The organism is Pseudomonas sp. (assembly GCF_050739935.1).
GTDB lineage: Bacteria > Pseudomonadota > Gammaproteobacteria > Pseudomonadales > Pseudomonadaceae > Aquipseudomonas.
On record NZ_JBOICF010000043.1, the window covers coordinates 65,860 to 86,288 of the forward strand.

18 protein-coding genes and 2 pseudogenes are annotated in these 20,429 nt (G+C 61.0%); 14 read left to right on the forward strand and 6 right to left on the reverse strand.

The features are described 5' to 3' along the window. Positions 1–48: 48 nt before the first annotated feature. Entirely contained in the window at positions 49–912 is an 864-nt protein-coding gene (locus ACRER8_RS07565) for a pirin family protein (RefSeq protein ID WP_431745719.1), read from the reverse strand. A 230-nt stretch (positions 913–1,142) separates the two neighbouring features. Between ACRER8_RS07565 and ACRER8_RS07570 the strand changes: the two are divergent. Continuing rightward, positions 1,143–1,895: pseudogene (locus ACRER8_RS07570) on the forward strand (MCP four helix bundle domain-containing protein); the annotation flags it as partial. Further along, the gene (locus ACRER8_RS07575) at positions 1,890–2,753 is read left to right on the forward strand and encodes a methyl-accepting chemotaxis protein (RefSeq protein ID WP_431745764.1); all 864 of its coding nucleotides are present in this window, start codon (positions 1,890–1,892) and stop codon (positions 2,751–2,753) included. The pseudogene ACRER8_RS07570 and the gene ACRER8_RS07575, both read left to right, overlap by 6 nt. Positions 2,754–2,932: 179 nt before the next feature. On the opposite strand, the gene fabB is transcribed toward ACRER8_RS07575, so the two are convergent. The 3 genes from fabB to ACRER8_RS07590 form a co-directional block, all read right to left on the reverse strand. Further along, complete coding sequence (fabB, locus tag ACRER8_RS07580; protein WP_431745720.1) at positions 2,933–4,153, reverse strand: beta-ketoacyl-ACP synthase I; 1,221 nt, start codon at positions 4,151–4,153, stop codon at positions 2,933–2,935. A 10-nt stretch (positions 4,154–4,163) separates the two neighbouring features. After that, the gene (gene fabA / locus ACRER8_RS07585) at positions 4,164–4,679 is read right to left on the reverse strand and encodes a 3-hydroxyacyl-[acyl-carrier-protein] dehydratase FabA (protein WP_431745721.1); all 516 of its coding nucleotides are present in this window, start codon (positions 4,677–4,679) and stop codon (positions 4,164–4,166) included. Between the two features lie 199 nt (positions 4,680–4,878). Beyond that, complete coding sequence (locus ACRER8_RS07590; RefSeq protein WP_431745722.1) at positions 4,879–6,804, reverse strand: response regulator; 1,926 nt, start codon at positions 6,802–6,804, stop codon at positions 4,879–4,881. Positions 6,805–7,102: 298 nt separating this feature from the next. On the opposite strand from ACRER8_RS07590, the gene ACRER8_RS07595 reads away from it, so the two are divergent. The 8 genes from ACRER8_RS07595 (at position 7,103) to ACRER8_RS07630 (ending at position 13,515) form a co-directional block, all read left to right on the forward strand. Then, positions 7,103–8,128: an NAD(P)H-dependent glycerol-3-phosphate dehydrogenase gene (locus tag ACRER8_RS07595; protein WP_431745723.1), complete on the forward strand. Its 1,026-nt coding sequence runs from the start codon at positions 7,103–7,105 to the stop codon at positions 8,126–8,128. A 107-nt stretch (positions 8,129–8,235) separates the two neighbouring features. Beyond that, positions 8,236–8,526: a DUF4389 domain-containing protein gene (locus tag ACRER8_RS07600; RefSeq protein ID WP_431745765.1), complete on the forward strand. Its 291-nt coding sequence runs from the start codon at positions 8,236–8,238 to the stop codon at positions 8,524–8,526. After that, positions 8,523–8,981, forward strand: coding sequence for a phosphohistidine phosphatase SixA (gene sixA / locus ACRER8_RS07605; protein ID WP_431745724.1), 459 nt, complete (start codon positions 8,523–8,525; stop codon positions 8,979–8,981). The genes ACRER8_RS07600 and sixA overlap by 4 nt, the downstream gene beginning before the upstream one ends. Positions 8,982–9,152: 171 nt before the next feature. Next, entirely contained in the window at positions 9,153–9,596 is a 444-nt protein-coding gene (locus ACRER8_RS07610; RefSeq protein WP_431745725.1) for a hotdog fold thioesterase, read from the forward strand. Positions 9,597–9,709: 113 nt separating this feature from the next. After that, complete coding sequence (locus ACRER8_RS07615) at positions 9,710–10,543, forward strand: alpha/beta fold hydrolase (protein ID WP_431745726.1); 834 nt, start codon at positions 9,710–9,712, stop codon at positions 10,541–10,543. Further along, on the forward strand, positions 10,540–11,394 hold the full coding sequence (locus ACRER8_RS07620; RefSeq protein WP_431745727.1) for an alpha/beta fold hydrolase: 855 nt from the start codon (positions 10,540–10,542) through the stop codon (positions 11,392–11,394). Before ACRER8_RS07615 ends, ACRER8_RS07620 begins: the two co-directional genes overlap by 4 nt. 150 nt (positions 11,395–11,544) lie before the next feature. Beyond that, positions 11,545–12,363, forward strand: coding sequence for a DUF4892 domain-containing protein (locus ACRER8_RS07625; protein WP_431745728.1), 819 nt, complete (start codon positions 11,545–11,547; stop codon positions 12,361–12,363). A 99-nt stretch (positions 12,364–12,462) separates the two neighbouring features. Beyond that, on the forward strand, positions 12,463–13,515 hold the full coding sequence (locus tag ACRER8_RS07630) for an AI-2E family transporter (protein WP_431745729.1): 1,053 nt from the start codon (positions 12,463–12,465) through the stop codon (positions 13,513–13,515). 106 nt (positions 13,516–13,621) lie between these two features. On the opposite strand, the gene ACRER8_RS07635 is transcribed toward ACRER8_RS07630, so the two are convergent. Together ACRER8_RS07635 and ACRER8_RS07640 are read right to left on the reverse strand one after the other, a co-directional pair. Beyond that, positions 13,622–14,701: a sensor histidine kinase gene (locus tag ACRER8_RS07635; RefSeq protein ID WP_431745730.1), complete on the reverse strand. Its 1,080-nt coding sequence runs from the start codon at positions 14,699–14,701 to the stop codon at positions 13,622–13,624. Then, entirely contained in the window at positions 14,698–15,450 is a 753-nt protein-coding gene (locus ACRER8_RS07640; protein WP_431745731.1) for a response regulator, read from the reverse strand. Before ACRER8_RS07640 ends, ACRER8_RS07635 begins: the two co-directional genes overlap by 4 nt. Before the next feature lie 665 nt (positions 15,451–16,115). On the opposite strand from ACRER8_RS07640, the pseudogene ACRER8_RS07645 reads away from it, so the two are divergent. The 4 genes and pseudogenes from ACRER8_RS07645 to ACRER8_RS07660 form a co-directional block, all read left to right on the forward strand. Next, positions 16,116–16,850 (forward strand): annotated as a pseudogene (locus ACRER8_RS07645) (cache domain-containing protein); the annotation flags it as partial. 102 nt (positions 16,851–16,952) lie between these two features. Then, positions 16,953–17,708: a methyl-accepting chemotaxis protein gene (locus ACRER8_RS07650; RefSeq protein WP_431745766.1), complete on the forward strand. Its 756-nt coding sequence runs from the start codon at positions 16,953–16,955 to the stop codon at positions 17,706–17,708. Positions 17,709–17,898: 190 nt separating this feature from the next. Next, the gene (locus ACRER8_RS07655; RefSeq protein ID WP_431745732.1) at positions 17,899–18,648 is read left to right on the forward strand and encodes a gluconate 2-dehydrogenase subunit 3 family protein; all 750 of its coding nucleotides are present in this window, start codon (positions 17,899–17,901) and stop codon (positions 18,646–18,648) included. A gap of 2 nt (positions 18,649–18,650) precedes the next feature. Continuing rightward, the gene (locus ACRER8_RS07660) at positions 18,651–20,426 is read left to right on the forward strand and encodes a GMC family oxidoreductase (protein WP_431745733.1); all 1,776 of its coding nucleotides are present in this window, start codon (positions 18,651–18,653) and stop codon (positions 20,424–20,426) included. Positions 20,427–20,429 lie beyond the last annotated feature (3 nt).

Sequence of the window (20,429 nt, forward strand, 5' to 3'; positions counted from 1 at the left end):
AAATTCGCTCCCACAGATACGTTGCCCGGCGCGACTGAGTGGGGGGCCTTATTTTCTACTCACTGGCAATTCAATTCGCGTCACTTCCCCCGGCACGGTCGGCCAATCGCCGGCCGCCCATTTCGCTCGCGCCTGGTCGATCAACGCCGGATCGCTGGCAACGAAATTCCAGTTCATCCTTCGCGGCCCATCCAGCGCCGCACCGCCGATCAACACTGCGTGGCACTCACTCGCGGCACATAGGGTCGGTTCATCGCCAGGTTCAAGCACCACCAGGCTGCGGGGCTCTACCGGTTCGCCATCGAGCAGCCCTTCGCCTGCGATCACATACAGCGCTCGTTGTTCATGCTCAGCTGGAATCAATAGCGTCGTCGCGGCCTGCATTTTCAGCTCGGCGTACAGGGTCGGCGAAAGCACGGGTACCGGCGACTCCAGGCAAAAGCCTTTGCCAGCGATCATCCGAATGCTGATTCCCATCCCCTCACTGACCGGCAGGCTGTCGGCCGGGTGATGACTGTAATGGCCCGTACCCTGCTCATGTGCCTTTGGTGATGCCAGCCAGACCTGCAAGCCATGCAACCGCGAGCCGCTGTCATGCTGGGCCTGCGGGGTGCGTTCAATGTGGGCGATGGCCTTGCCTGCGGTCATCCAGCTCACTTCGCCGGGCATTACGTGCTGGTCGCTGCCCAGGCTGTCCTTGTGCTGGATCTGCCCTTCGAACAAGTAGGTGAGAGTCGACAACCCGATATGCGGATGTTGGCGGATGTCCATGCCGGTCCCAGGCGCGTAGGACGTTTCCAGCATGTGGTCGAAGAATACGAACGGCCCGACACTGCGGCATTTCGCGGAAGGCAGGGGACGCAGGATCGGCTGGCCTTCGACGTCTTCTGCGCGGGGTTTGATGGTCAACATGGCATGGCTCTCGGAGGCTTGGCGACAGGATACGGATCACGCACCCCACCGTCTGGATCGTATGTGCTTCGAATTCCATTCGAACGGTTAGCATTGCGAACGACTCTCAAATGAATCTCTGAAACTTCCTACAGAATCTAGCCCTTGTAGCCGATAGCAGTGGCGTCAACCAGCCCGATTTTCAAAGGCAAGAAATTTTTGGGGAGGGACCCATCGTGACCGTAAGAAATATGAATATCGCACCCCGTGCCGCACTCGGTTTTGGTGTGCTGGCGCTGCTGGTTTTTGCCCTCGGTGCCTTCGCGTTGATGCAGATGTCGAGCATGCGCAAGCAATCGGATCTGGTGGACAGCAAGTGGCTGCCCAGCGTCATGGAACTGGGGTCGATGGGGCAGGAGCTGATGCGCATCAGGACCCTGACCCTGCGCCTGATGCTCAATCGCGATCCGGCAGCGCTGCAGGAAAACACCACCAAACTCGAACAGCTCAAGGCCAATCTGCAAACCACCGAACAGCGATACGTCTCGCTGATCGAGGCCCCTCGCGAACGCGGCATGTATGAACAGTTCTCCGTTGCCAAGCAGGCTTATTTTCAGCGGCAGGGACGGGTAATGGAGTTGTCGGCGCACAATCAGCTGGATGAGGCCCTTCGGGTGATCAACGGCGAGATGAATCAGCACGCCGACCAGATGACTCAGGCTCTCAACGAACTCAGTGCGTTGAATAAGCAAGGGGCCAACGACGCGACCAATGTGGCCCAGTCGGTGTTCGGCAGCGCTCAGCGGTGGATGGCTGGCATGATGGTGCTGACCGCGCTCATCACCCTGGTATTGGCCTGGGTACTGACCCGCAGCATCGTCCAGCCGCTGGCTCAAGCCTTGGGCATTGCCCAGGTTATCGCGGCGGGGGATCTGACGGCCGATATCGTCGTCCGTGGGCGCGATGAGCCTGCGCGATTGCTGGAGGCGTTGAAAGCCATGCAACAGAGCCTGCGCCGCACGCTCCTGCGCATTTCCGATTCCTCGGGCCAGCTGGCGTCAGCGTCGGAAGAGTTGAGCACCGTGACCGAGGATTCCACTCGCGGACTGCGTCAGCAAAATCTGGAAATCGACCAGGCGGCCACGGCGGTCAACCAGATGACGGCGGCAGTGGAGGAAGTAGCGCGTAACGCGGTGGCCACTTCCGAGGCTTCTGATGAATCCGAGCGCATCGCTCAGCGTGGTCGTCAGCAGGTGCAAGACACGGTGCTCTCGATCAATCATCTGGCGCGAGATGTGACGCAGACCGGCGATCAGGTGGAAATCCTGGCGCAGAAAGTCTATGGCATCAGCAAGGTGCTGGATGTGATTCGTTCGGTGGCCGAGCAGACCAACCTGCTGGCACTCAACGCTGCAATCGAGGCGGCGCGGGCGGGGGAGGCCGGTCGTGGATTTGCCGTGGTCGCCGATGAGGTGCGGGCGCTGGCCCATCGCACCCAATCATCGACCCAGGAGATCGAGGTGCTGGTCGGCGATATTCGTCAGGGCACCGATGAGACGGTCGCGGCGATGCAAGGCAGCAATAGCCGTGCACGTTCGACGCTTGAACTGGCGCAGTCGGCAGGCGTGGCGCTGGACGAGATCGCAGCCGCGATTTCCCTGATCACCGAGCGCAACACGGTGATCGCCAGTGCCTCCGAACAGCAGGCGCAAGTGGCGCGGGAGGTCGACCGTAACATCACCAACATCCGCGACCTGGCGTTGCAGAGTTCGGCGGGCGCCCACCAGACCAGCGCGGCCAGCCATGACCTGTCGCGGCTGGCGACGGATCTGAACGCAATGGTGGCGGAATTCGCGGTGTAACGTGCTAATGATTTGAACTGTAGGAACTGGCTTGCTGGCCAATACGGTGGATCAGTAGTAAATGAGCTGTCTGGTACTGCGCATTCGCCGGCAAGCCGGCTTCTGCGATGGACCGCGTTTCTTCAGGCATTAAAAAGGCGCCCCGAGAGGCGCCTTTTCACATGCTGCGATCGGTCGGATTACTTACCGGTCCAGCGCTTCATTACCAGCGTGGCGTTGGTGCCACCGAAGCCGAAGCTGTTGCTCATGACCAGATTGATCTCGGCGTTTTCGCGAGTCTTGGTCAGGATCGGCAGGTCAGCGACCGCTGGGTCCAGCTCATCGATATTGGCGGAACCGGCCATGAAGTTGCCTTCCATCATCAGCATGCAGTAGATCGCTTCGTGCACGCCGGCGGCGCCCAGGGAGTGACCCGACAGGCTCTTGGTTGAGCTGATGGCTGGCGCGTTGTCGCCGAACACTTCACGCACACCTTTCATTTCCGCGACGTCGCCGACCGGGGTCGAGGTGCCGTGGGTGTTCAGGTAGTCGATCTTGCCGTCGACGGTCGACAGCGCCTGCTGCATGCAGCGGATGGCGCCTTCGCCGCTAGGCGCGACCATGTCGTAGCCATCGGAGGTTGCACCGTAGCCAACCAGTTCGGCGTAGATCTTCGCGCCGCGAGCCAGAGCGTGTTCCAGTTCCTCGACGACGACCATGCCGCCACCGCCGGCGATCACGAAACCGTCACGGTCGGCGTCGTAGGCACGGGATGCCTGTTCCGGGGTTTCGTTGCGCTTGCTGGACAGTGCGCCCATGGCATCGAACAGGAACGACTGGCTCCAATGTTCTTCTTCGCCGCCACCGGCGAACACGACGTCCTGCTTGCCCATCTGGATCTGCTCCATGGCGGTACCGATGCAGTGAGCACTGGTAGCGCAGGCAGAAGCGATGGAGTAGTTCAGGCCCTTGATCTTGAATGGCGTCGCCAGGCAAGCCGAAACGGTGCTGCTCATGGTGCGGGTCACACGGTACGGGCCGACACGCTTGACGCCTTTTTCGCGCAGGATGTCCAACGCTTCCATCTGGTTCAGGGTCGAAGCACCGCCGGAGCCTGCGATCAGGCCAGTGCGGGGATTGGAAACCTGCTCTTCGCTCAGGCCCGAATCCTTGATCGCGTCCTGCATCGCCAGATAGGCATAGGCCGCGGCGTGACCGACGAAACGGTAGATCTTGCGGTCGATCAGCTCTTCGAGGTTGAGGTCGATCGAGCCGGAAACCTGGCTGCGCAGGCCCATTTCGGCATATTCCGGATTGAAACGGATGCCAGGGCGGCTTGCACGCAGGTTGGCGGAGACGGTGTCTTTGTCATTGCCCAAGCAGGAAACAATGCCCAGACCAGTGATAACGACGCGGCGCATGCGAATACCCTTAGAAATTGTCAGTGGAGGTGAACACGCCGACCCGTAGGCCTTCGGCGGTGTAGATTTCGCGACCGTCCACGGTCACCGAACCGTCGGCGATCGCCAGGTTCAGCTTGCCTTTGAGGACGCGCTTGATTTGGATGTTGTAGGTGACCTTCTTGGCGGTCGGCAGGACCTGGCCGAAGAATTTGACTTCGCCCGAACCCAGCGCACGGCCACGGCCCGGCAGACCTTGCCAGCCCAGGAAGAAACCGACCAGTTGCCACATGGCGTCGAGGCCCAGGCAGCCCGGCATCACCGGATCGCCTTCGAAGTGACAGCCGAAGAACCACAGGTCCGGGCTGATATCCAGTTCGGCGACCAATTCACCTTTGCCGTACTTGCCGCCTTCCTCGCTGATATGAGTGATCCGATCGATCATCAACATGTTGGGGGCGGGCAGTTGCGCGTTACCTGGGCCGAACAGCTCGCCGCGACTGCAGCGCAGCAAGTCTTCCCGGGTAAAGGCGTTTTGTTTGGTCATGCGAGCTCCTCGATAATCCTGTGCGGCAGGGTGTGGCGTACTAACCCAATCTGACCAGCGTGCTGGCAGCCTACTCATAGACTATTGCGTTGTAGTGAAAGTCACAGCACGGGTGAAATGAATGTACACCTGTGCACTGAAATTTTCCGTCCGCGCGTCGGCGCGGGTCGATCACGGCACACAAGACTGCCGCAATTTATCATTTATCGCCAGTCGCAGATGCCTTAATGGTCAGCCAGCGCTGTAAAACCTGCTGTAAATCAGCACGTTTGAAGGGCTTGGCCAGGTAATCGTTCATACCCGCCTGTAAACAGACATCCCGGTCTCCGTGTCGAGCGTTGGCGGTCAGGGCGATGATAGGCAGCGTTTCGCGGCCGGGGAGCTGGCGAATCCTGCGCGTCGCCTCGTACCCGTCCATGACTGGCAGACGGCAATCCATCAGGATCAGGGCGAATTTTTCATGGCAGGCCATGCTCACCGCCTGTGCACCATCGCCCGCCACGCTGACTTGTAAACCCAGGCTGCGCAGCATGGCTTCGACTACGGTGCGATTGACCGGGTTGTCCTCGACCAGCAGCACGCCGCCTTCGCGCGTCTGAGACATCTCGTCTACCGCGCCGGGCAGTGCCAGGGAGTCTTCCTGTTGGACCCATTGCAAGGGAATCTGCAGGGTGAACACTGAGCCGATTCCTTCACTGCTCTGCGCCTGCAGCGATCCGCCCATGCGCTCGGCCAGGTTTCTGGCAATGGGCAGGCCGAGGCCGGTGCCGCCGTAACGCCTGGAAATCGAGTTGTCCGCCTGTTGAAACGCGTCGAACATCGATTCCAGCAATTGCGCGGAAATGCCTATGCCGCTGTCACGCACCGCGCAGGTGAACAGGATGTGCTGAGCATCGTGCTGTTGCCATGACGTCTCCACCCGCACGCTGCCGAACTCGGTGAACTTCAGCGCGTTGCCGATCAGGTTCACCAGAATCTGCCGGATGCGGGTTGGGTCACCGTTGACCCGCAACAGATCCAGGCCCGGTTGCAGCTCGAGTTCCAGCGTCAGACCCCGCTGTTGGGCGTTGTGGGCAAACGCCTGAACCGAGGTGACGATCAGTTCGGCGAGATTGAACGAAATGTTCTCCAGTTCCAGTGCGTCGCGTTCGAAACGGGAGAAATCGAGAATGTCGTTGATCACACGCAGCAGATGTTCGGTGGACTCAGTGGCCAAGGCCGCATATTCGGCCTGCTCCTCGGTCATCTTTGTGGTTTCCATCAACTGCAGCATGCCCAGGACGCCGTTCATCGGGGTGCGCAGTTCGTGGCTCATCATCGCCAGAAACTCCGATTTGGCGCTGTTGGCGCGCTCGGCTTCTTCGCGGGTTCTGATCAGCTCATCCATGGCTTTTTTCTGTTCGCGACTGGCTTTCTCGAGCCCCAGCGCCAGATTGTTGATATGCCGCGCCAGATCGCCCAGTTCGGCGTCGTCGGCCACTGGTAAGGGGACAGTGTAATCGCCGTGTTGAATGGCCTTGACCGCGTCACTCATGGCGCTGATCGGCTGGGACAGACTCAGGGACAGACGTCGCGCCAGAATGTAGGTAAACAGGAGGGCAAACAGGGCGAGGATCCCGGCCTTGAGCAGGATTTCCTGTTCGCGCACGTTGAAGGCATCGCTGGACATCCCTACCAGCACGCGTCCGACATAATCCTCGACGGGCACGCTGGCGAAGTCATCGGCATCGCCCAGGCGACGGCTATCGGCTTTGATCTGCTGTAGACGGATGGGCGCCTGAAAGATCTCCATTGGCCGGGTGTGACCGTTCTCGCCGGCCTGCTCAACGTGTACCAGGACTTTGCCGGTGCTGTCCTGAACCTCGAGAAAACGCACATGAGGCGTGCTCATGGTGGCTTTCATGAGACTTTCCAGCAGCTCGTCGCTGCCCACGATCACGCCATATTCGCACGCTGGAGCCAATTGATTGGCGATCAATTGACCGGTATGAGTCAGTTCCTGGCGAAGGTCCTGAATGCGCACCACAGTGAAGAAGCTGATCAGCAGCAGGGTCAGCAGCAAGGCCGGGCCCAGGCTCAGGATTTGTGTGCGGGTGCTGATGTTCCAGCCACGTTGTGCAGTCATGGCCAGGTTATCGTCGTCATGGGCGGTTCATTCACCATCGTGTGCGAGGCACCAGGCCTGGGAAGGGGGTCGGGTCATTGACTGATCTCATCAAGAAACGCTCTGACAATAGCTCATCGGCGCCGCGGTGGAATTTTCATTCGGCGCGCGCATCTTAACCGAGCCGTAGGGATTTTCCTTATCAAGAGTAGGCGCTCCACCTGTGAGACGCGCTGCCTTGTTTTGCCGCTGGTGGCGAGCACGGCGCTCCGTATAATGCTGTCATCGCCAGATCTGATGGCTCTAAATGGATTGTTTTATGACCCAACAGCAACCGATCGCAGTTCTGGGTGGCGGCAGCTTCGGGACGGCCGTGGCCAACCTGCTGGCCGAGAATGGCCACCGGGTCCTGCAATGGATGCGTGACCCCGAGCAGGCCGAGGCGATTCGCGTCAATCGCGAGAATCCGCGCTATCTCAAGGGCATCAAGGTGCTCGATGCGGTGAAGCCGGTGACGGACCTGCAGAGCGTGTTGAGCGACAGCCAGTTGGTGTTCGTCGCCCTGCCATCCAGCGCGCTGCGTAGCGTATTGACGCCGCATGTCGAGCTGCTGACCGGCAAGATGCTGGTCAGTCTGACCAAAGGCATCGAGGCCCAGACCTTCAAACTGATGAGCGAAATCCTCGAAGACATCGCGCCAGAGGCCCGCATCGGCGTGCTGTCCGGGCCGAACCTGGCGCGCGAAATCGCCGAACATGCACTGACCGCCACCGTGGTCGCCAGCGAAGATGAAGACCTCTGCCAGCAGGTTCAGGCGGCCCTCCACGGTCGTACCTTCCGTGTATACGCCAGTGCCGATCGTTTTGGCGTGGAGCTGGGTGGGGCGCTGAAAAACGTGTACGCCATCATCGCCGGCATGGCGGTGGCGCTGGGCATGGGCGAGAACACCAAAAGCATGCTGATCACGCGCGCGCTGGCGGAGATGACCCGGTTCGCCGTGAGCCAAGGCGCCAACCCGATGACGTTTCTCGGCCTTGCTGGTGTCGGTGACCTGATCGTGACCTGTTCCTCGCCCAAGAGCCGCAATTACCAGGTCGGTTTCGCGCTGGGGCAGGGCTTGAGCCTGGACGAAGCCGTGACCCGGCTGGGCGAGGTGGCCGAGGGGGTCAACACGCTCAAGGTGCTCAAGGCCAAGGCGCAGGAAGTCCAGGTGTACATGCCGCTGGTCGCAGGTCTGCATGCGATTCTCTTCGAAGGGCGCACGCTGGAACAGGTCATCGAATTGCTGATGCGCGCCGAACCCAAGACCGACGTCGATTTCATCTCGACCAGCGGTTTCAACTGATTTCACTGCTACGCCGGTGTGTAGCCTCGATATAAGCCCCTGTGGAGAAGCTCTTGAACGAATCAAAATTCAAGCAACACGAATCGATCCTCCTGCGCATCCTGTGGATGGTGGTGTTTGTCGTGGTCTGGCAGGTCGCGGAAATCGTTCTGGCTGTCGTGGTGCTGGTGCAACTGGCTTACCGCCTGTTCTATGGAGCGCCGAGCCTGAGCCTGATGTCATTCGGCGACAGCTTGAGCCAGTTCCTGGCACAGATCGGCCGTTTCGGCACCTTTCATACCGACCAGAAACCCTGGCCGTTTGCCGACTGGCCCGCGCCACGCGCGCCGGAAGGGGAGGCTCCGCACAGCGTGCCTGCCGCCGAGCATCCAGTGCGAGACGAGGAACCGAAGCTATGAAAATGTGGATTCTGCGTCACGGCGAAGCTCAGAACCGGGCCCGTACGGACGCCGAACGCGAGCTGACCGCCAAAGGCCGCGAAGAAGTGCTGACCAGTGCCGCACACCTGATGGGTCGTCCACTGCGCTGGATCATCGCCAGCCCGTACGTGCGCGCCCAGCAAACCGCTGAACTGGTGCGTCAGGCTCTGGGCTTCGCCGACTCTGTCGTCACCGTGCCCTGGCTGACCCCGGATACCGATCCGCGCAAGGTACTGCAAAACCTGGATCTATATGCGTCGGACGACGTGCTGCTGGTCAGTCATCAGCCGCTGGTGGGTTCGCTGATCGGTCTGGCGGTACATGGCAATCTGCAGCAAGCCGAGCCAATGCACACTGCCGGCCTTGCCGAGCTTGAAGCGGACTTTCCGTTGGCCGGGGCGATGACCCTGGTAGGCGTTCGGCATCCGGGGTGACGCCCGTATACCCACACCGATGACATTTAATGTAGGAGCCGGCTTGCTGGCGAAAGCGGTCGTTCGGTTACATAAAATGGCGCCTGATACGCCGCGTTCGCCAGCAAGCCGGTTCCGACAATGTTCATGCGCACCATTCGATTGCGCGTCTATTCAAAACAAGGAAGAACAATGAGTCTTTGGCGTGAAACTCCCAACCTCGAAGCCCTCAATGCCATGCAGAAGAACACCATTGGCGAGGTGCTGGATATTCGTTTCGAAGCGTTCGACGACCAGTCGCTGACCGCCAGCATGGTGGTCGATCATCGCACCCATCAGCCCTACGGCCTGCTGCACGGCGGCGCTTCGGTGGTGCTGGCGGAAACCGTCGGTTCTTCCGCCAGTTATCTGGCCATCGATACCAGTAAATACTTCTGTGTGGGCCTTGAAATCAACGCCAACCACTTGCGCGGCCTGCGCAGCGGGCGCGTGACCGCCGTGGCGCATGCGGTTCACATCGGCCGCACGACCCATGTCTGGGACATTCGCCTCACCAGCGATGAAGGCAAGGTCAGTTGCATCTCTCGCCTGACCGTCGCGATCGTTCCTTTGGGCGAGCAGCCGCCAGCACGCTGATCAGAAGCGTGCATGACCGGAGTGTCATCACCGATGGCAGTTCCGGTCATTGCTGCTGCCAGATGCCGGCGCGCACAATTGCACCCTGATCAGGGCTCACTGGAAGTGCCGGCATGACTCAACACGTATTCTTCGCTCACGCCAACGGCTTTCCCTCAGCCACCTACGGCAAGTTGTTCGCGGCACTGGGGGATGAGTTTCAGATCACTCACTTGGCGCAGCACGCTCACGATCCACGTTTTCCGGTGACCGACAACTGGCCCAATCTGGTCGACGAACTGATTCATCATTTGCGCGAACAGCCGCAGCCGGTATGGGGTGTCGGGCACTCACTCGGCGGCGTGCTGCATTACCATGCCGCGTTACGTCATCCTGAGTTGTATCGCGGCGTGGTCATGCTCGATTCCCCGGTCTTGACGCGCTTCGATCAATGGATGATCCGGGCGGCCAAGCGTTTCGGCTTCATTGATCGCATTACGCCTGCCGGCCGCACCCTTGGCCGGCGTGAAATCTTCAGTGACCTGGACGCCGCCCGGCATTATTTCTCCGGCAAGACCCTGTTCCGACGCTTCGATCCCGAATGCTTCGAGGCCTATCTGCTGCACGGGCTGCAAGCGGATGGCGAGCAACTGCGCTTGCGCTTCGACCCGGCGACGGAGATCAGTATCTACCGCAGCGTGCCCCACACCAGCCCTGGCATGGCCCGTCATTTGCGGGTGCCGCTGGCAATGGTCCGGGGCGAGCACAGCGATGTGGTACGCCGTCATCATGCGATGTCGGTGAAAAGCATGCGCGAAGGCGTGTATCTTTCGGTCCCGGGCGGGCACATGTTTCCGCTGGAACACCCCCAGGACACCGCGCAATTGCTCAAGAACCTGTTCTCCCGCTGGAGCGCCCGCACCCAACCCGCCAATGACGGCCTGACTCGGCAACAGGTCAGCGCATGACGTGTTCGGTCGAAGAAATCCGCCTGAGCCTGCCGCACATCGAACTGGCGGCGCACCTGTTCGGGCCGCAAGACGGCCAGCCGGTGATTGCACTGCACGGTTGGCTGGATAACGCCAACAGCTTTGCCCGGCTGGCGCCGAAGCTCGACGGCTTGCGCATTCTGGCGCTGGACATGGCAGGCCACGGCCATTCCGACCATCGTCCACCAGGCGCCGGTTACGCCTTGCCGGATTACGCCCACGATGTATTGCAGGCGGCGAGGCAGATGGGGTGGGAGAAGTTTTCGCTGTTAGGGCATTCGTTGGGCGCCATCGTTTCGGTGATCATTGCTGGCGCCTTGCCCGAGCGAATCAATCGCCTGGCACTGATCGACGGTCTGATCCCGCCGCTGGGCGAGCCCGAAGGTGCCGCCGAGCGCATGGGTGCGGCCTTGCAGGCGCAACTGGTGGCGTCGAGCAAGCGCAAGCCGGTGTATGCCGAAATGGATCGTGCGGTCGAGGCGCGAATGAAGGGCATGGTCGCGGTCAGTCGTGACGCTGCCGAGCTGTTGGCCCAGCGCGGGCTGATGCCGGTACCCGGCGGCTACACATGGCGCAGCGACAGCCGCCTGACCCTGGCGTCCCCGACTCGCCTGACCCGCGCTCAGGCGTTGTCCTTTGTCAATGCCGTGCGCTGTCCCGCGCAACTGGTGGTGGCGCAGGAGGGCATGTTGGCCCAGAACAAGGAGCTGCTCGACAGTGTGCCGTTTCAGGTGACTGTGCTGCCCGGCGGGCATCATCTGCATCTCAATGACGAGGCTGGCGCGAACGCTGTTGCAGACTGTTTCAATCGGTTCTTCGCCGTTCCTTGACTTGCACAGCGCAACTGTCGACGCTGGGCGAGTTGAAACAGGAGACAGCACGATGGACCACCGCCCACGCTCGACAAGTTCACCCCGCCCCATGCCGCACATCCGTGCGGTATTCGTTTGCCCCTCGATTTTCCTGCGATGAGAGCCCCTATGCGTCTATCACGTGCTCTGGGTTTGCTGCTATGCCTGAGCGGTTACGCCACCATCAGTCCTGCGGCTGATGTCCCAGGCAGTCAGGATTTCGCTAACCTGCCACGGCCCACCGACGCGGAAATCGTCGATTACCGACCTGCCGTAGAGCTTGAACGCGTCTATCCGCTGGGCTCGATTCGCAAGATCAGTGGCCAGCTGCGTTTCGACGGCCAGGTTTCTTCCCGTGGCAGCGCCTCTTCGATCACCTATCAATTGCCCGCCGAGCGCTCCGCCGATGAAGCCTTTACAGCGGCCCGCGAGGACTTGCAGAAGCAGGGCGCACAGCTGTTGTTCTGGTGTCAGGCACGGGATTGCGGCGAGAGCAGCCTGTGGGCCAACGAAGTGTTTGGCAACTCCAGGCTGTATGGCTCGGACAACGGCCAGGCTTATCTGCTGCTGCGTCTGATGGCGCCCGATAACGACAAACTGGTCGCGTTGTACAGCATCACCCGAGGCAACCGTCGAGCCTATCTGCATGTCGAGCAATTCCAGGCCAGCGCACCGCTAGGGGAGCTGCTGCCGACTTCCGCGACCTTACTGCGCGAGCTGAAAAGCTCGGGCGATCTGGAGCTGCCGATGCTCAATGGCGCGCCGGCAGAGCCGTGGATTACCTTGCTGTCACGGGGCCTTAATCTGGACAGCAGCTTGCGCGTGACGATTTCCGGACCACGAGGCGAGGCCTGGCGCGAAGCACTGGTCAACGGTGGCGTACGTGCCGCGCGACTGGAAGCAGGAAACAAACAGACCCAGGGCCTGACCCTCGAACTCATTCGCTGAAGCGCGCTCTGTCTCTGAAGCTTGAGGTGTGATGAGGCGAGCCGTGGGGTTCGCCGTTATGCTTCACGTCTTCGGACTTTTCTTCTATGGAATGAACCCATGATCAATAACGATCGCCTATTGGTGCAGATTCTTCTGCTGGCACTGCTCGGTGCCTGTTTATGGGTGATGGCGCCGTTCTGGTCGGCGCTGTTCTGGGGTGCGGTATTGGCCTTTGCCAGTTGGCCGCTGATGCGCCTGCTGACTCGCGCGCTCAACGGCCGTGAGTCACTGGCAGCGAGCATCCTGACCCTGGGCTGGATGCTGCTGGTGGCGGCGCCGCTGGTGTGGCTGGGATTCAATCTGGCCGATCATGTGCGCGATGCGACGGCTTTCGTGAAGGACGTGCAGGTCGACGGTCTGCCCGATCCGCCCACCTGGCTGGGCAGCATTCCGTTGGTGGGCGAACGGCTTGTGGGCTACTGGACCACTATCGATCAGCAGGGCGCCGCACTGCTGGCCAGTCTCAAACCTTATCTGGGTCAGGTCGGCAACTGGTTGCTGGCGCGCAGCGCGCAGATCGGCGGCGGCATTCTCGAACTGACCCTGAGCATCGTTTTCGTATTCTTCTTCTACCGCGATGGCCCACGATTGGCGGCGTTCGTGCTCAGTCTGCTGGAGCGGCTGATCGGTGACCGCGCGCAGTATTACGTCGATCTGGTGGCGGGCACTGTTCAGCGAGTGGTCAACGGGGTGATCGGCACGGCTGCGGCACAGGCGGTGTTGGCGCTGATCGGCTTTCTGATTGCAGGGATTCCCGGAGCATTGGTCCTGGGGATCGGCACCTTTCTGCTAAGCCTGGTGCCGATGGGACCGCCACTGATCTGGATACCGGCCACGGCCTGGCTGGCCTGGAAGGGCGAGTACGGTATGGCGATCTTTCTCGGCCTCTGGGGCACGTTCATCGTCAGCGGCGTGGATAACGTGCTCAAGCCTTACCTGATCAGTCGCGGCGGTAACCTGCCCCTGGTGATCGTATTGCTGGGGGTGTTTGGTGGCTTGCTGGCGTTCGGCTTCATCGGCCTGTTCATCGGCCCGACCCTGCTGGCAGTAGCCTACAGCCTGTTGCTGGACTGGGTGGCCGAGAGTCGAGTGCGGCAGTTGCCCAAATAGGCTTGTTGGCGCTCTATCAATGTTGTGGATGTCAGGGCTTTACGCGGGCAAGCGCGCAGCTACTAACTTGCAAAACCTGCGCTGCAGATGACGCTGGATGGCGGGTTCAGACCCTGGGCAGATCCAGCACAGCGGTGAGGCCGCCGCCTGGCGTCTCTTCAAGGCGCAGATCACCGCCCATGCGCCGTGCGGCTTCGCGGGCGATGGTCATGCCGATACCGACCCCGCCGGAGTTGCGATTGCGTGAGCCTTCAACGCGGTAAAACGGCTCGAACACCGCTTCACGCATGTGCTCCGGGATGCCGGGGCCAGAGTCCATCACCCGAACCCGCAGGCGATCGCTGGAGTCTTCGATCACCACCCGCGCATGTCCGGCGTAGCGCAAGGCATTGTCGATCAGGTTGTGCAGGCATGAACGCAGGGCCATCGGCTGGGACTTGAGCGGCCGACAGGTGCCGCTGGCCTCGATGTCATCGCCGTTGTCCTGAGCATTCTCGGTCAGGGATTCGATCAACGCCTGCACATCGAAATACTGCAGGGCTTCGCGGGTACGCTGTTCGTTCAGATAGGTCAGGGTCGCATCGAGCATGCCGATCATGTCGTTCAAGTCCTGGGACATTTGGCCATGCAGCTTGGGCTCCTCGATCTGCTCGACCCGTAACTTGAGGCGGGCGAGGGGGGTGCGCAGATCGTGGGAAACCGCGGCGAGCATGCGTCCACGTTGTTGTACCTGCTCGCGGATGCGCTCCTGCATCAAGTTGAAGGTGGCCGCAGCCTGGCGTGCTTCTCGGGGGCCGGTGATCGTCAACGGTGGGCTGTCCAGGTTTTCACTGAGTCGCTCGGCGGCGTCGCTGATCCGTTGCACCGGCCGGCTAAGGGCCTTGGCGCCGAACCAGGCGGCGATCACCAGCGTCACCAGTTGGAAGAACAGTGGAATCAGCGGGATGCCGAAAAAGGGTGGCCGTCCCGGAGGTGGATGCGGCGGCCGCAGGGCCTCCAGAGCCGACTCCAATTTACCGATATCTGTGTCGGATGCGCCGGGTTGAGCGCTCGGCGGCATCGGCGGTGGCGGCATCGGCGGGCCGTAATGATGAAACCACATGAACGCCAGCAAATGCGCCAGCACGATTGCCAGCAGCGCGCCGCCGAACAGTCGGGCGAAGAGTGTATCGGCCGAACGGATCAACCAATCTCCCTGGCGTCGAACATATAGCCTTCGCCCCGTACCGTCTTGATCAGTTGCGGTGATTTGGGGTCATCCCCCAGTTTCTGTCGCAGCCGCGAGACCAGCAGGTCAATGCTGCGGTCGAAGGCCTCGATGGAGCGGCCACGGGCGGCGTCCAGCAGTTGTTCGCGATTGAGCACCCGGCGCGGGCGTTCGAGAAATACGCGCAGCAGGCGGAATTCGGCGTTGGACAGCGGCACCACCAGCCCGTCGGGGGCGGTCAGCTGGCGCAGGACACTGTTCAGGCGCCAGTTGTCGAAGCGCAGGGTGGTGCGTTCTTCGGTGCGATCGTCGCGCACCCGACGCAGGACAGTCTGAATGCGGGCGACCAACTCCCGCGGCTCGAAGGGTTTGGCCATGTAGTCGTCGGCGCCCAGTTCCAGACCGATGATGCGGTCGGTGGGTTCGCAGCGGGCGGTGAGCATCAGGATCGGTATGTCCGAGGAACTGCGTAACCAGCGGCACAGCGACAGGCCGTCCTCACCGGGCAGCATCAGGTCCAGCACGACAACATCGTAGGTTTCTTCGGCCAGAGCCTGGCGCATGGCGTTGCCGTCGGTGACCCCGGTGCTCTGGATGTTGAAGCGAGCCAGGTAGTCGCACAGCAGTTCCCGGATCGGTATGTCGTCGTCGACGATCAGCGCGCGGGTGTTCCAGCGACGCTCTTCGGCCTGGGGGCTGGCGGTGCTGCTATCGGGGGTCGTTTGCATGTGGCTGCCATGTAATGCCGCCGGGTTGGGCCGCGAGTGAGGAACGACGCTGCCATGCTACTTCGCCGGCGAGCGGGGCGGAAGGGTGACGGGGCCAGATGTCGGCGGATTGTCTGGAATGTATCCGGATAGGTACAAGCGGCACGGTTGGATGGCATGGCGGCGTTGAGATTGGAGGCATACCGTCATTTCAGGTGGCGCCCGGATATTGGCTGCGCTTTACAGCGGGTCACTGTGGGAGACGTCGCAGCCTTTGATCCGCCAGAAGTTCTGCGGCAAACCCGGCGTATCAGTCTGTACGCTAATTCTCGATGAACGAGCTGATTGCGATGATAACGCTTCCACTGTTTGCAACATCTGGTTCGTGGCTGAAGCGTTGCGAGAGCTATCAGTTGTCCGACCGCGCCCCCCAGCAACGGCATCGAATCAGTGACACCGTCGGTCATTTCTAGCGTGTACAGGACGTAAAGACGCCGTTCGTCAGCACGCTGGCGTCAAAAAGTGATCAAAATATTTCAAGCCGTACGATCTTCGGCCGATAGGTCATCACCACACGACCGAAGGTGACTAGTTCCATGAAGCTTACTGTGAAGAGCAAATTGCTCTGCCTAGCGATCATTCCAGCGCTCCTGTTTGCCATGATTCTCAGCGGCGTCGCTGCATGGATGTTGCAAAGCAGCGCCGACCAGCAGATGAGAGAAACCCGCCAGCAGCTGGTGGAGCGTAACCGGCAAGTGCTGAAGAATTACGTGGACGTGGCGCTGACGACGATCAAGCCGTTGCACGATGCTTCCGCACAAGGCGACATGGCCGCGCGGGACAGGGCACTGGAATTGCTCAAGCCGATGAAGTACGGCGAGGACGGATATTTCTTCGGCTACGACACAAAGGGCGTGCGGGTCTTTCGCGGCGACAGCCCGGCCGGACTGGGCAAAAGCTTCTGGGACACTCGCGATCCGGACGGCACCTACCACTATCAGACCTTCGTCGAGGTCGCCAAAAACGGAAAGCATTACATCGACTACGCCGCCCCCAAGCCGGGTGACGAAGCGGTTCAGGTGCCAAAGCTCGGCTACACCGTGTACCTGGAAAAGTGGGACATGGTGCTGGGCAGCGCGATCAATATGGATGACATCGACGCCGCCATGGTCCTCGAACAGGCAGCCGTGACCAGCCGTACCCACAATATTCTCGCCAGCGTCTTCGTGGTGACCCTGATCCTGTTGCTGGTGACCGCTGCCGCCGGTATATGGACCGCAAACGGCATCGTGCGCCCGCTGCGCATTCTCAAGACCAATCTGGACGACATCGCGGCGGGCGACGGCGACCTGACTCACCGCCTGGTGGTGACCAGCCGCGACGAGTTGGGCGATCTGGCAACGTCGTTCAACCTGTTCGTCGACAAGATCCACGCCATGGTGCGCCAGATCGCGCAAATGACCACCGACCTCGCCGGGCTGGTGGATCAGGCCTCGCAGCAGACTCAGCATTCGGAGAAGGCCATGCAGCGTCAGCGCGAGGAGACCGATCAGGTCGCCACCGCGATTCACGAAATGTCCGCTGCCGCCCAGGAAGTCGCCACCAGTGCGCAACGCGCCGCCCAGGCCGCCGCCGAAACCGACCAGCAAGGCCAGGCCGCGCGTAAGGTCGTGGGCAGCAACATCACCGGCATGGACTCGCTGGTCAACGATATTCGCAAGAGCGGTGTCAGCCTCGACAGCCTGCAGCAGGATGTGCGCTCCATCGTTTCGGTGCTCGATGTGATCCGCTCGATCGCCGAACAGACCAATCTGTTGGCACTCAACGCAGCCATCGAAGCCGCGCGCGCCGGTGAAGCTGGCCGAGGGTTTGCCGTAGTCGCCGACGAAGTCCGTGCGTTGGCCAGCCGCACGCAGCAGAGCACGCAAGAAATCCAGGGCATGATCACGCGTCTTGAAACGGGCACCCATGCTTCCGTCGAAGCCATGCGTCGATCCACCGAAGCGGGCGAGGGCGCCAACGTGCAGACCAACGAAGTCGGCGTTTCGCTGGATTCGATCTCGGACCTGATCGGCACCATCAACGCGATGAACGCCCAGATCGCCAGCGCTGCCGAAGAACAGACCTCGGTCGCCGAGGAGATCAACCGCAGCGTGCACCAGATTGCCGGCGCGGTGGAAAACCTGGCTGAAGAAACCGAGCAGAGCGCGCGCACCATGCGAGACGTTTCGGCATTGGGCGGCAATCTCAGCGAGCTCGTTCGTCAATTCAAGATCTGATGAAACGTTTAAGCTTGCCGTGCTGCTGGCACAGAACGGCAAACGCTGTTTTAGTAACGCCCGAATGCTTAGTTTGATAATTATTAGCTAGCAATCCAGTCGCCCGGCGCTCGTCTGCGCCGGGCCACCCATAACAAGAAACCAAAAGAAAAATCAGTACACCCGTGTTCAGTCCAGGAGAAAAAGAAACATGCTCGATGACGAGACCTCCCCGGCGCGTCGCGATTTTCTACGCAAGTCGCTAACGCTCATCCCCGTCGTAACGCTGGCCAGTGCAGGCCTTCCCACCAGTTCCTTTGCGCAGACTCCGGCAAGCGACGCGAAACAGGCCTCGGCCGCAGTACCTGCCCCCGCTCCAGGCGACTACAAACCGACGTTCTTCACGCCCGAAGAATGGGCGTTTCTGACTGCCGCCTGTGATCGCCTGATCCCGTCCGATCACGTGGGCCCGGGCGCCGTCGAGCTCGGCGTCCCTGAATTTCTCGACCGCCATATGCAGACCCCGTATGCCAACGGCGGCATCTGGTACATGCAGGGGCCGTTCCTCGAGGCTGCACCGGAATTCGGTTACCAGGGGCGTCTGAACCTGCGCGAAACCCTTCGCATCGGCATCAAGTCGATGGACGCCTATAGCAAGAAGAGTTTCTCCGGCAAGGCGTTCGCCGAACTTTCCCAAGCTCAGCAGGAAGACCTGCTCAAGTCCGCCGAGAGCGGCAAGCTGGCGCTGGACGACATTTCCTCGAAGCTGTTTTTCACCAACCTGCTCAACGAAGTGCGTAATGGTTATTTCGCTGACCCGTCCCACGGTGGCAACAAGAACATGGGTGCTTGGAAGATGATCGGCTATCCCGGCATGCGCGCCGATTACATGGACTGGATCACGGTGCGCGACAAGCCGTATCCACTGTCGCCGGTCGATCTGTCCGGGCGGAGGGGCTGAACATGGCGAACGCAAAAGAAAAAGTGGACGCCGTGATTGTCGGCATGGGCTGGACCGGTGCGATTCTGGCCAAGGAACTGACCGATGCAGGTCTGCACGTTGTAGTACTGGAGCGCGGCGCGGATCGCGATACCCAGCCGGATTTCGCCTATCCCAAGGTGGTCGATGAGCTGGAAGGTTCGGTGCACCGCCGCTACCTGCAAAGCCTGGCGCAGGAAACGGTCACCGTACGGCATAACCTCACGTCCACCGCTGTGCCGTATCGGCAGATGGGCTCCTTCAAGCCCGGCACCGGTGTCGGCGGCGCGGGTAGTCACTGGTCCGGCTGTCACTTCCGCGCGCTGCCGGAAGACTTCAAGCTGCGCAGCAATGTCGAGCAGCGCTATGGCGCTAGTTTCATTCCGTCCGACATGAGCATCCAGGATTTCCCGGTCAGCTACGAAGACCTCGAACCGCATTTCGACCATTTCGAACATGTCTGCGGCACTTCGGGCAAGGCGGGAATCATCAACGGGGTCAAGCAGGCCGGCGGCAACCCGTTCGAAGGGTCGCGTTCGCGGGAGTTTCCGTTGGGACCGAACCCGAATTATCTGGGCGCTGAAATGTTCTACAAAGGCGCTCGGGAGATGGGCTGGGACCCATATCCGATCCCGGCTTCCAACGCCTCCGCGCCTTACGTCAACCCGTACGGTTGCCAGATGGGGCCATGCAATGCCTGCGGTTTCTGCAGTGATTACGGCTGCCTGAACTACTCCAAGGCCAGCCCCAACATCAGCATTCTGCCGGTACTGCGTCAGCGCAAGAATTTCGAACTGCGCACCCACGCGCAGGTGCTCAAGGTCAATCTGGACAGCGACGGCAAGAAGGCCACGGGCGTGACCTATCTGGATGCTCAGGGTCGTGAGGTCGAGCAACAGGCCGACCTGGTCCTGCTGTGCGCGTTCTCGCTGTACAACGTGCACCTGATGCTGCTGTCGGGCATCGGCAAACCATACGATCCGCAAACCGGCGAGGGCACCATCGGTCGCAACTACTCCTACCAGAACCTCAACCGCGTGGTGTTGTTCTTCGGCAAGGAAGTGCAGGCCAACCAGTTCATCGGGATCGGTGGCGCGGGCACGACCATGGACAACCTCAACGGCAACCAACTGGACAATGCCAAGGCCGGTTTCGTCGGCGGCGGCATCATCTGGGCGCGTCAGCCGGGCGCGGGTCCGGTGCGCGGGATCAATGTGCCGCCGGGTACGCCAAACTGGGGCACGGCCTGGAAACAGGCGGCCAGCGATGCGTTTCGCCATTCGTTCTATTTCGAAGTTCAGGGCGCCTGCATGTCGTACAAGCAGCATTACCTGAGCCTCGATCCGACCTACAAGGACGGCTTTGGCAGACCGCTGCTGCGCATGAACTTCGACTGGCATGACAACGAGGTCAAGGCCTCGCAATATCTGGTGGGCAAGGCACTGGAGATGTCCAAGGTCCTCAACCCGACCGCGATGGCCGGTGACGCCAAGAAGCCAGGCGAGCACTACAACATCACCAAGTACCAGAGCACCCATACCTGTGGCGGCGCGATCATGGGCAGCGATCCGAAAACCTCGGCACTGAACCGCTACCTGCAATCCTGGGACGTTCACAACGTGTTCGCCATCGGCGCCAACGCGTTTCCGCAGAACAACGGCTATAACCCGACCGGGATGGTGGGTGCGCTGGCGTACTGGTCTGCCAAGGCCATTCGCGAGCAGTACCTGAAAAACCCCGGCCCGCTGGTTCAGGCATAAGGA

Coding starts and splice junctions, on each gene's coding strand:
- ACRER8_RS07630 (WP_431745729.1), top strand. CDS start 12,463: ATGATCAATAACGATCGCCTATTGGTGCAGATTCTTCTGCTGGCACTG.
- ACRER8_RS07600 (WP_431745765.1), top strand. CDS start 8,236: ATGGTGGTGTTTGTCGTGGTCTGGCAGGTCGCGGAAATCGTTCTGGCT.
- ACRER8_RS07655 (WP_431745732.1), top strand. CDS start 17,899: ATGCTCGATGACGAGACCTCCCCGGCGCGTCGCGATTTTCTACGCAAG.
- ACRER8_RS07625 (WP_431745728.1), top strand. CDS start 11,545: ATGCGTCTATCACGTGCTCTGGGTTTGCTGCTATGCCTGAGCGGTTAC.
- ACRER8_RS07660 (WP_431745733.1), top strand. CDS start 18,651: ATGGCGAACGCAAAAGAAAAAGTGGACGCCGTGATTGTCGGCATGGGC.
- ACRER8_RS07595 (WP_431745723.1), top strand. CDS start 7,103: ATGACCCAACAGCAACCGATCGCAGTTCTGGGTGGCGGCAGCTTCGGG.
- ACRER8_RS07590 (WP_431745722.1), bottom strand. CDS start 6,804: ATGACTGCACAACGTGGCTGGAACATCAGCACCCGCACACAAATCCTG.
- ACRER8_RS07615 (WP_431745726.1), top strand. CDS start 9,710: ATGACTCAACACGTATTCTTCGCTCACGCCAACGGCTTTCCCTCAGCC.
- fabA (WP_431745721.1), bottom strand. CDS start 4,679: ATGACCAAACAAAACGCCTTTACCCGGGAAGACTTGCTGCGCTGCAGT.
- sixA (WP_431745724.1), top strand. CDS start 8,523: ATGAAAATGTGGATTCTGCGTCACGGCGAAGCTCAGAACCGGGCCCGT.
- ACRER8_RS07575 (WP_431745764.1), top strand. CDS start 1,890: ATGCAACAGAGCCTGCGCCGCACGCTCCTGCGCATTTCCGATTCCTCG.
- ACRER8_RS07565 (WP_431745719.1), bottom strand. CDS start 912: ATGTTGACCATCAAACCCCGCGCAGAAGACGTCGAAGGCCAGCCGATC.
- fabB (WP_431745720.1), bottom strand. CDS start 4,153: ATGCGCCGCGTCGTTATCACTGGTCTGGGCATTGTTTCCTGCTTGGGC.
- ACRER8_RS07620 (WP_431745727.1), top strand. CDS start 10,540: ATGACGTGTTCGGTCGAAGAAATCCGCCTGAGCCTGCCGCACATCGAA.
- ACRER8_RS07610 (WP_431745725.1), top strand. CDS start 9,153: ATGAGTCTTTGGCGTGAAACTCCCAACCTCGAAGCCCTCAATGCCATG.
- ACRER8_RS07640 (WP_431745731.1), bottom strand. CDS start 15,450: ATGCAAACGACCCCCGATAGCAGCACCGCCAGCCCCCAGGCCGAAGAG.
- ACRER8_RS07650 (WP_431745766.1), top strand. CDS start 16,953: ATGCAGCGTCAGCGCGAGGAGACCGATCAGGTCGCCACCGCGATTCAC.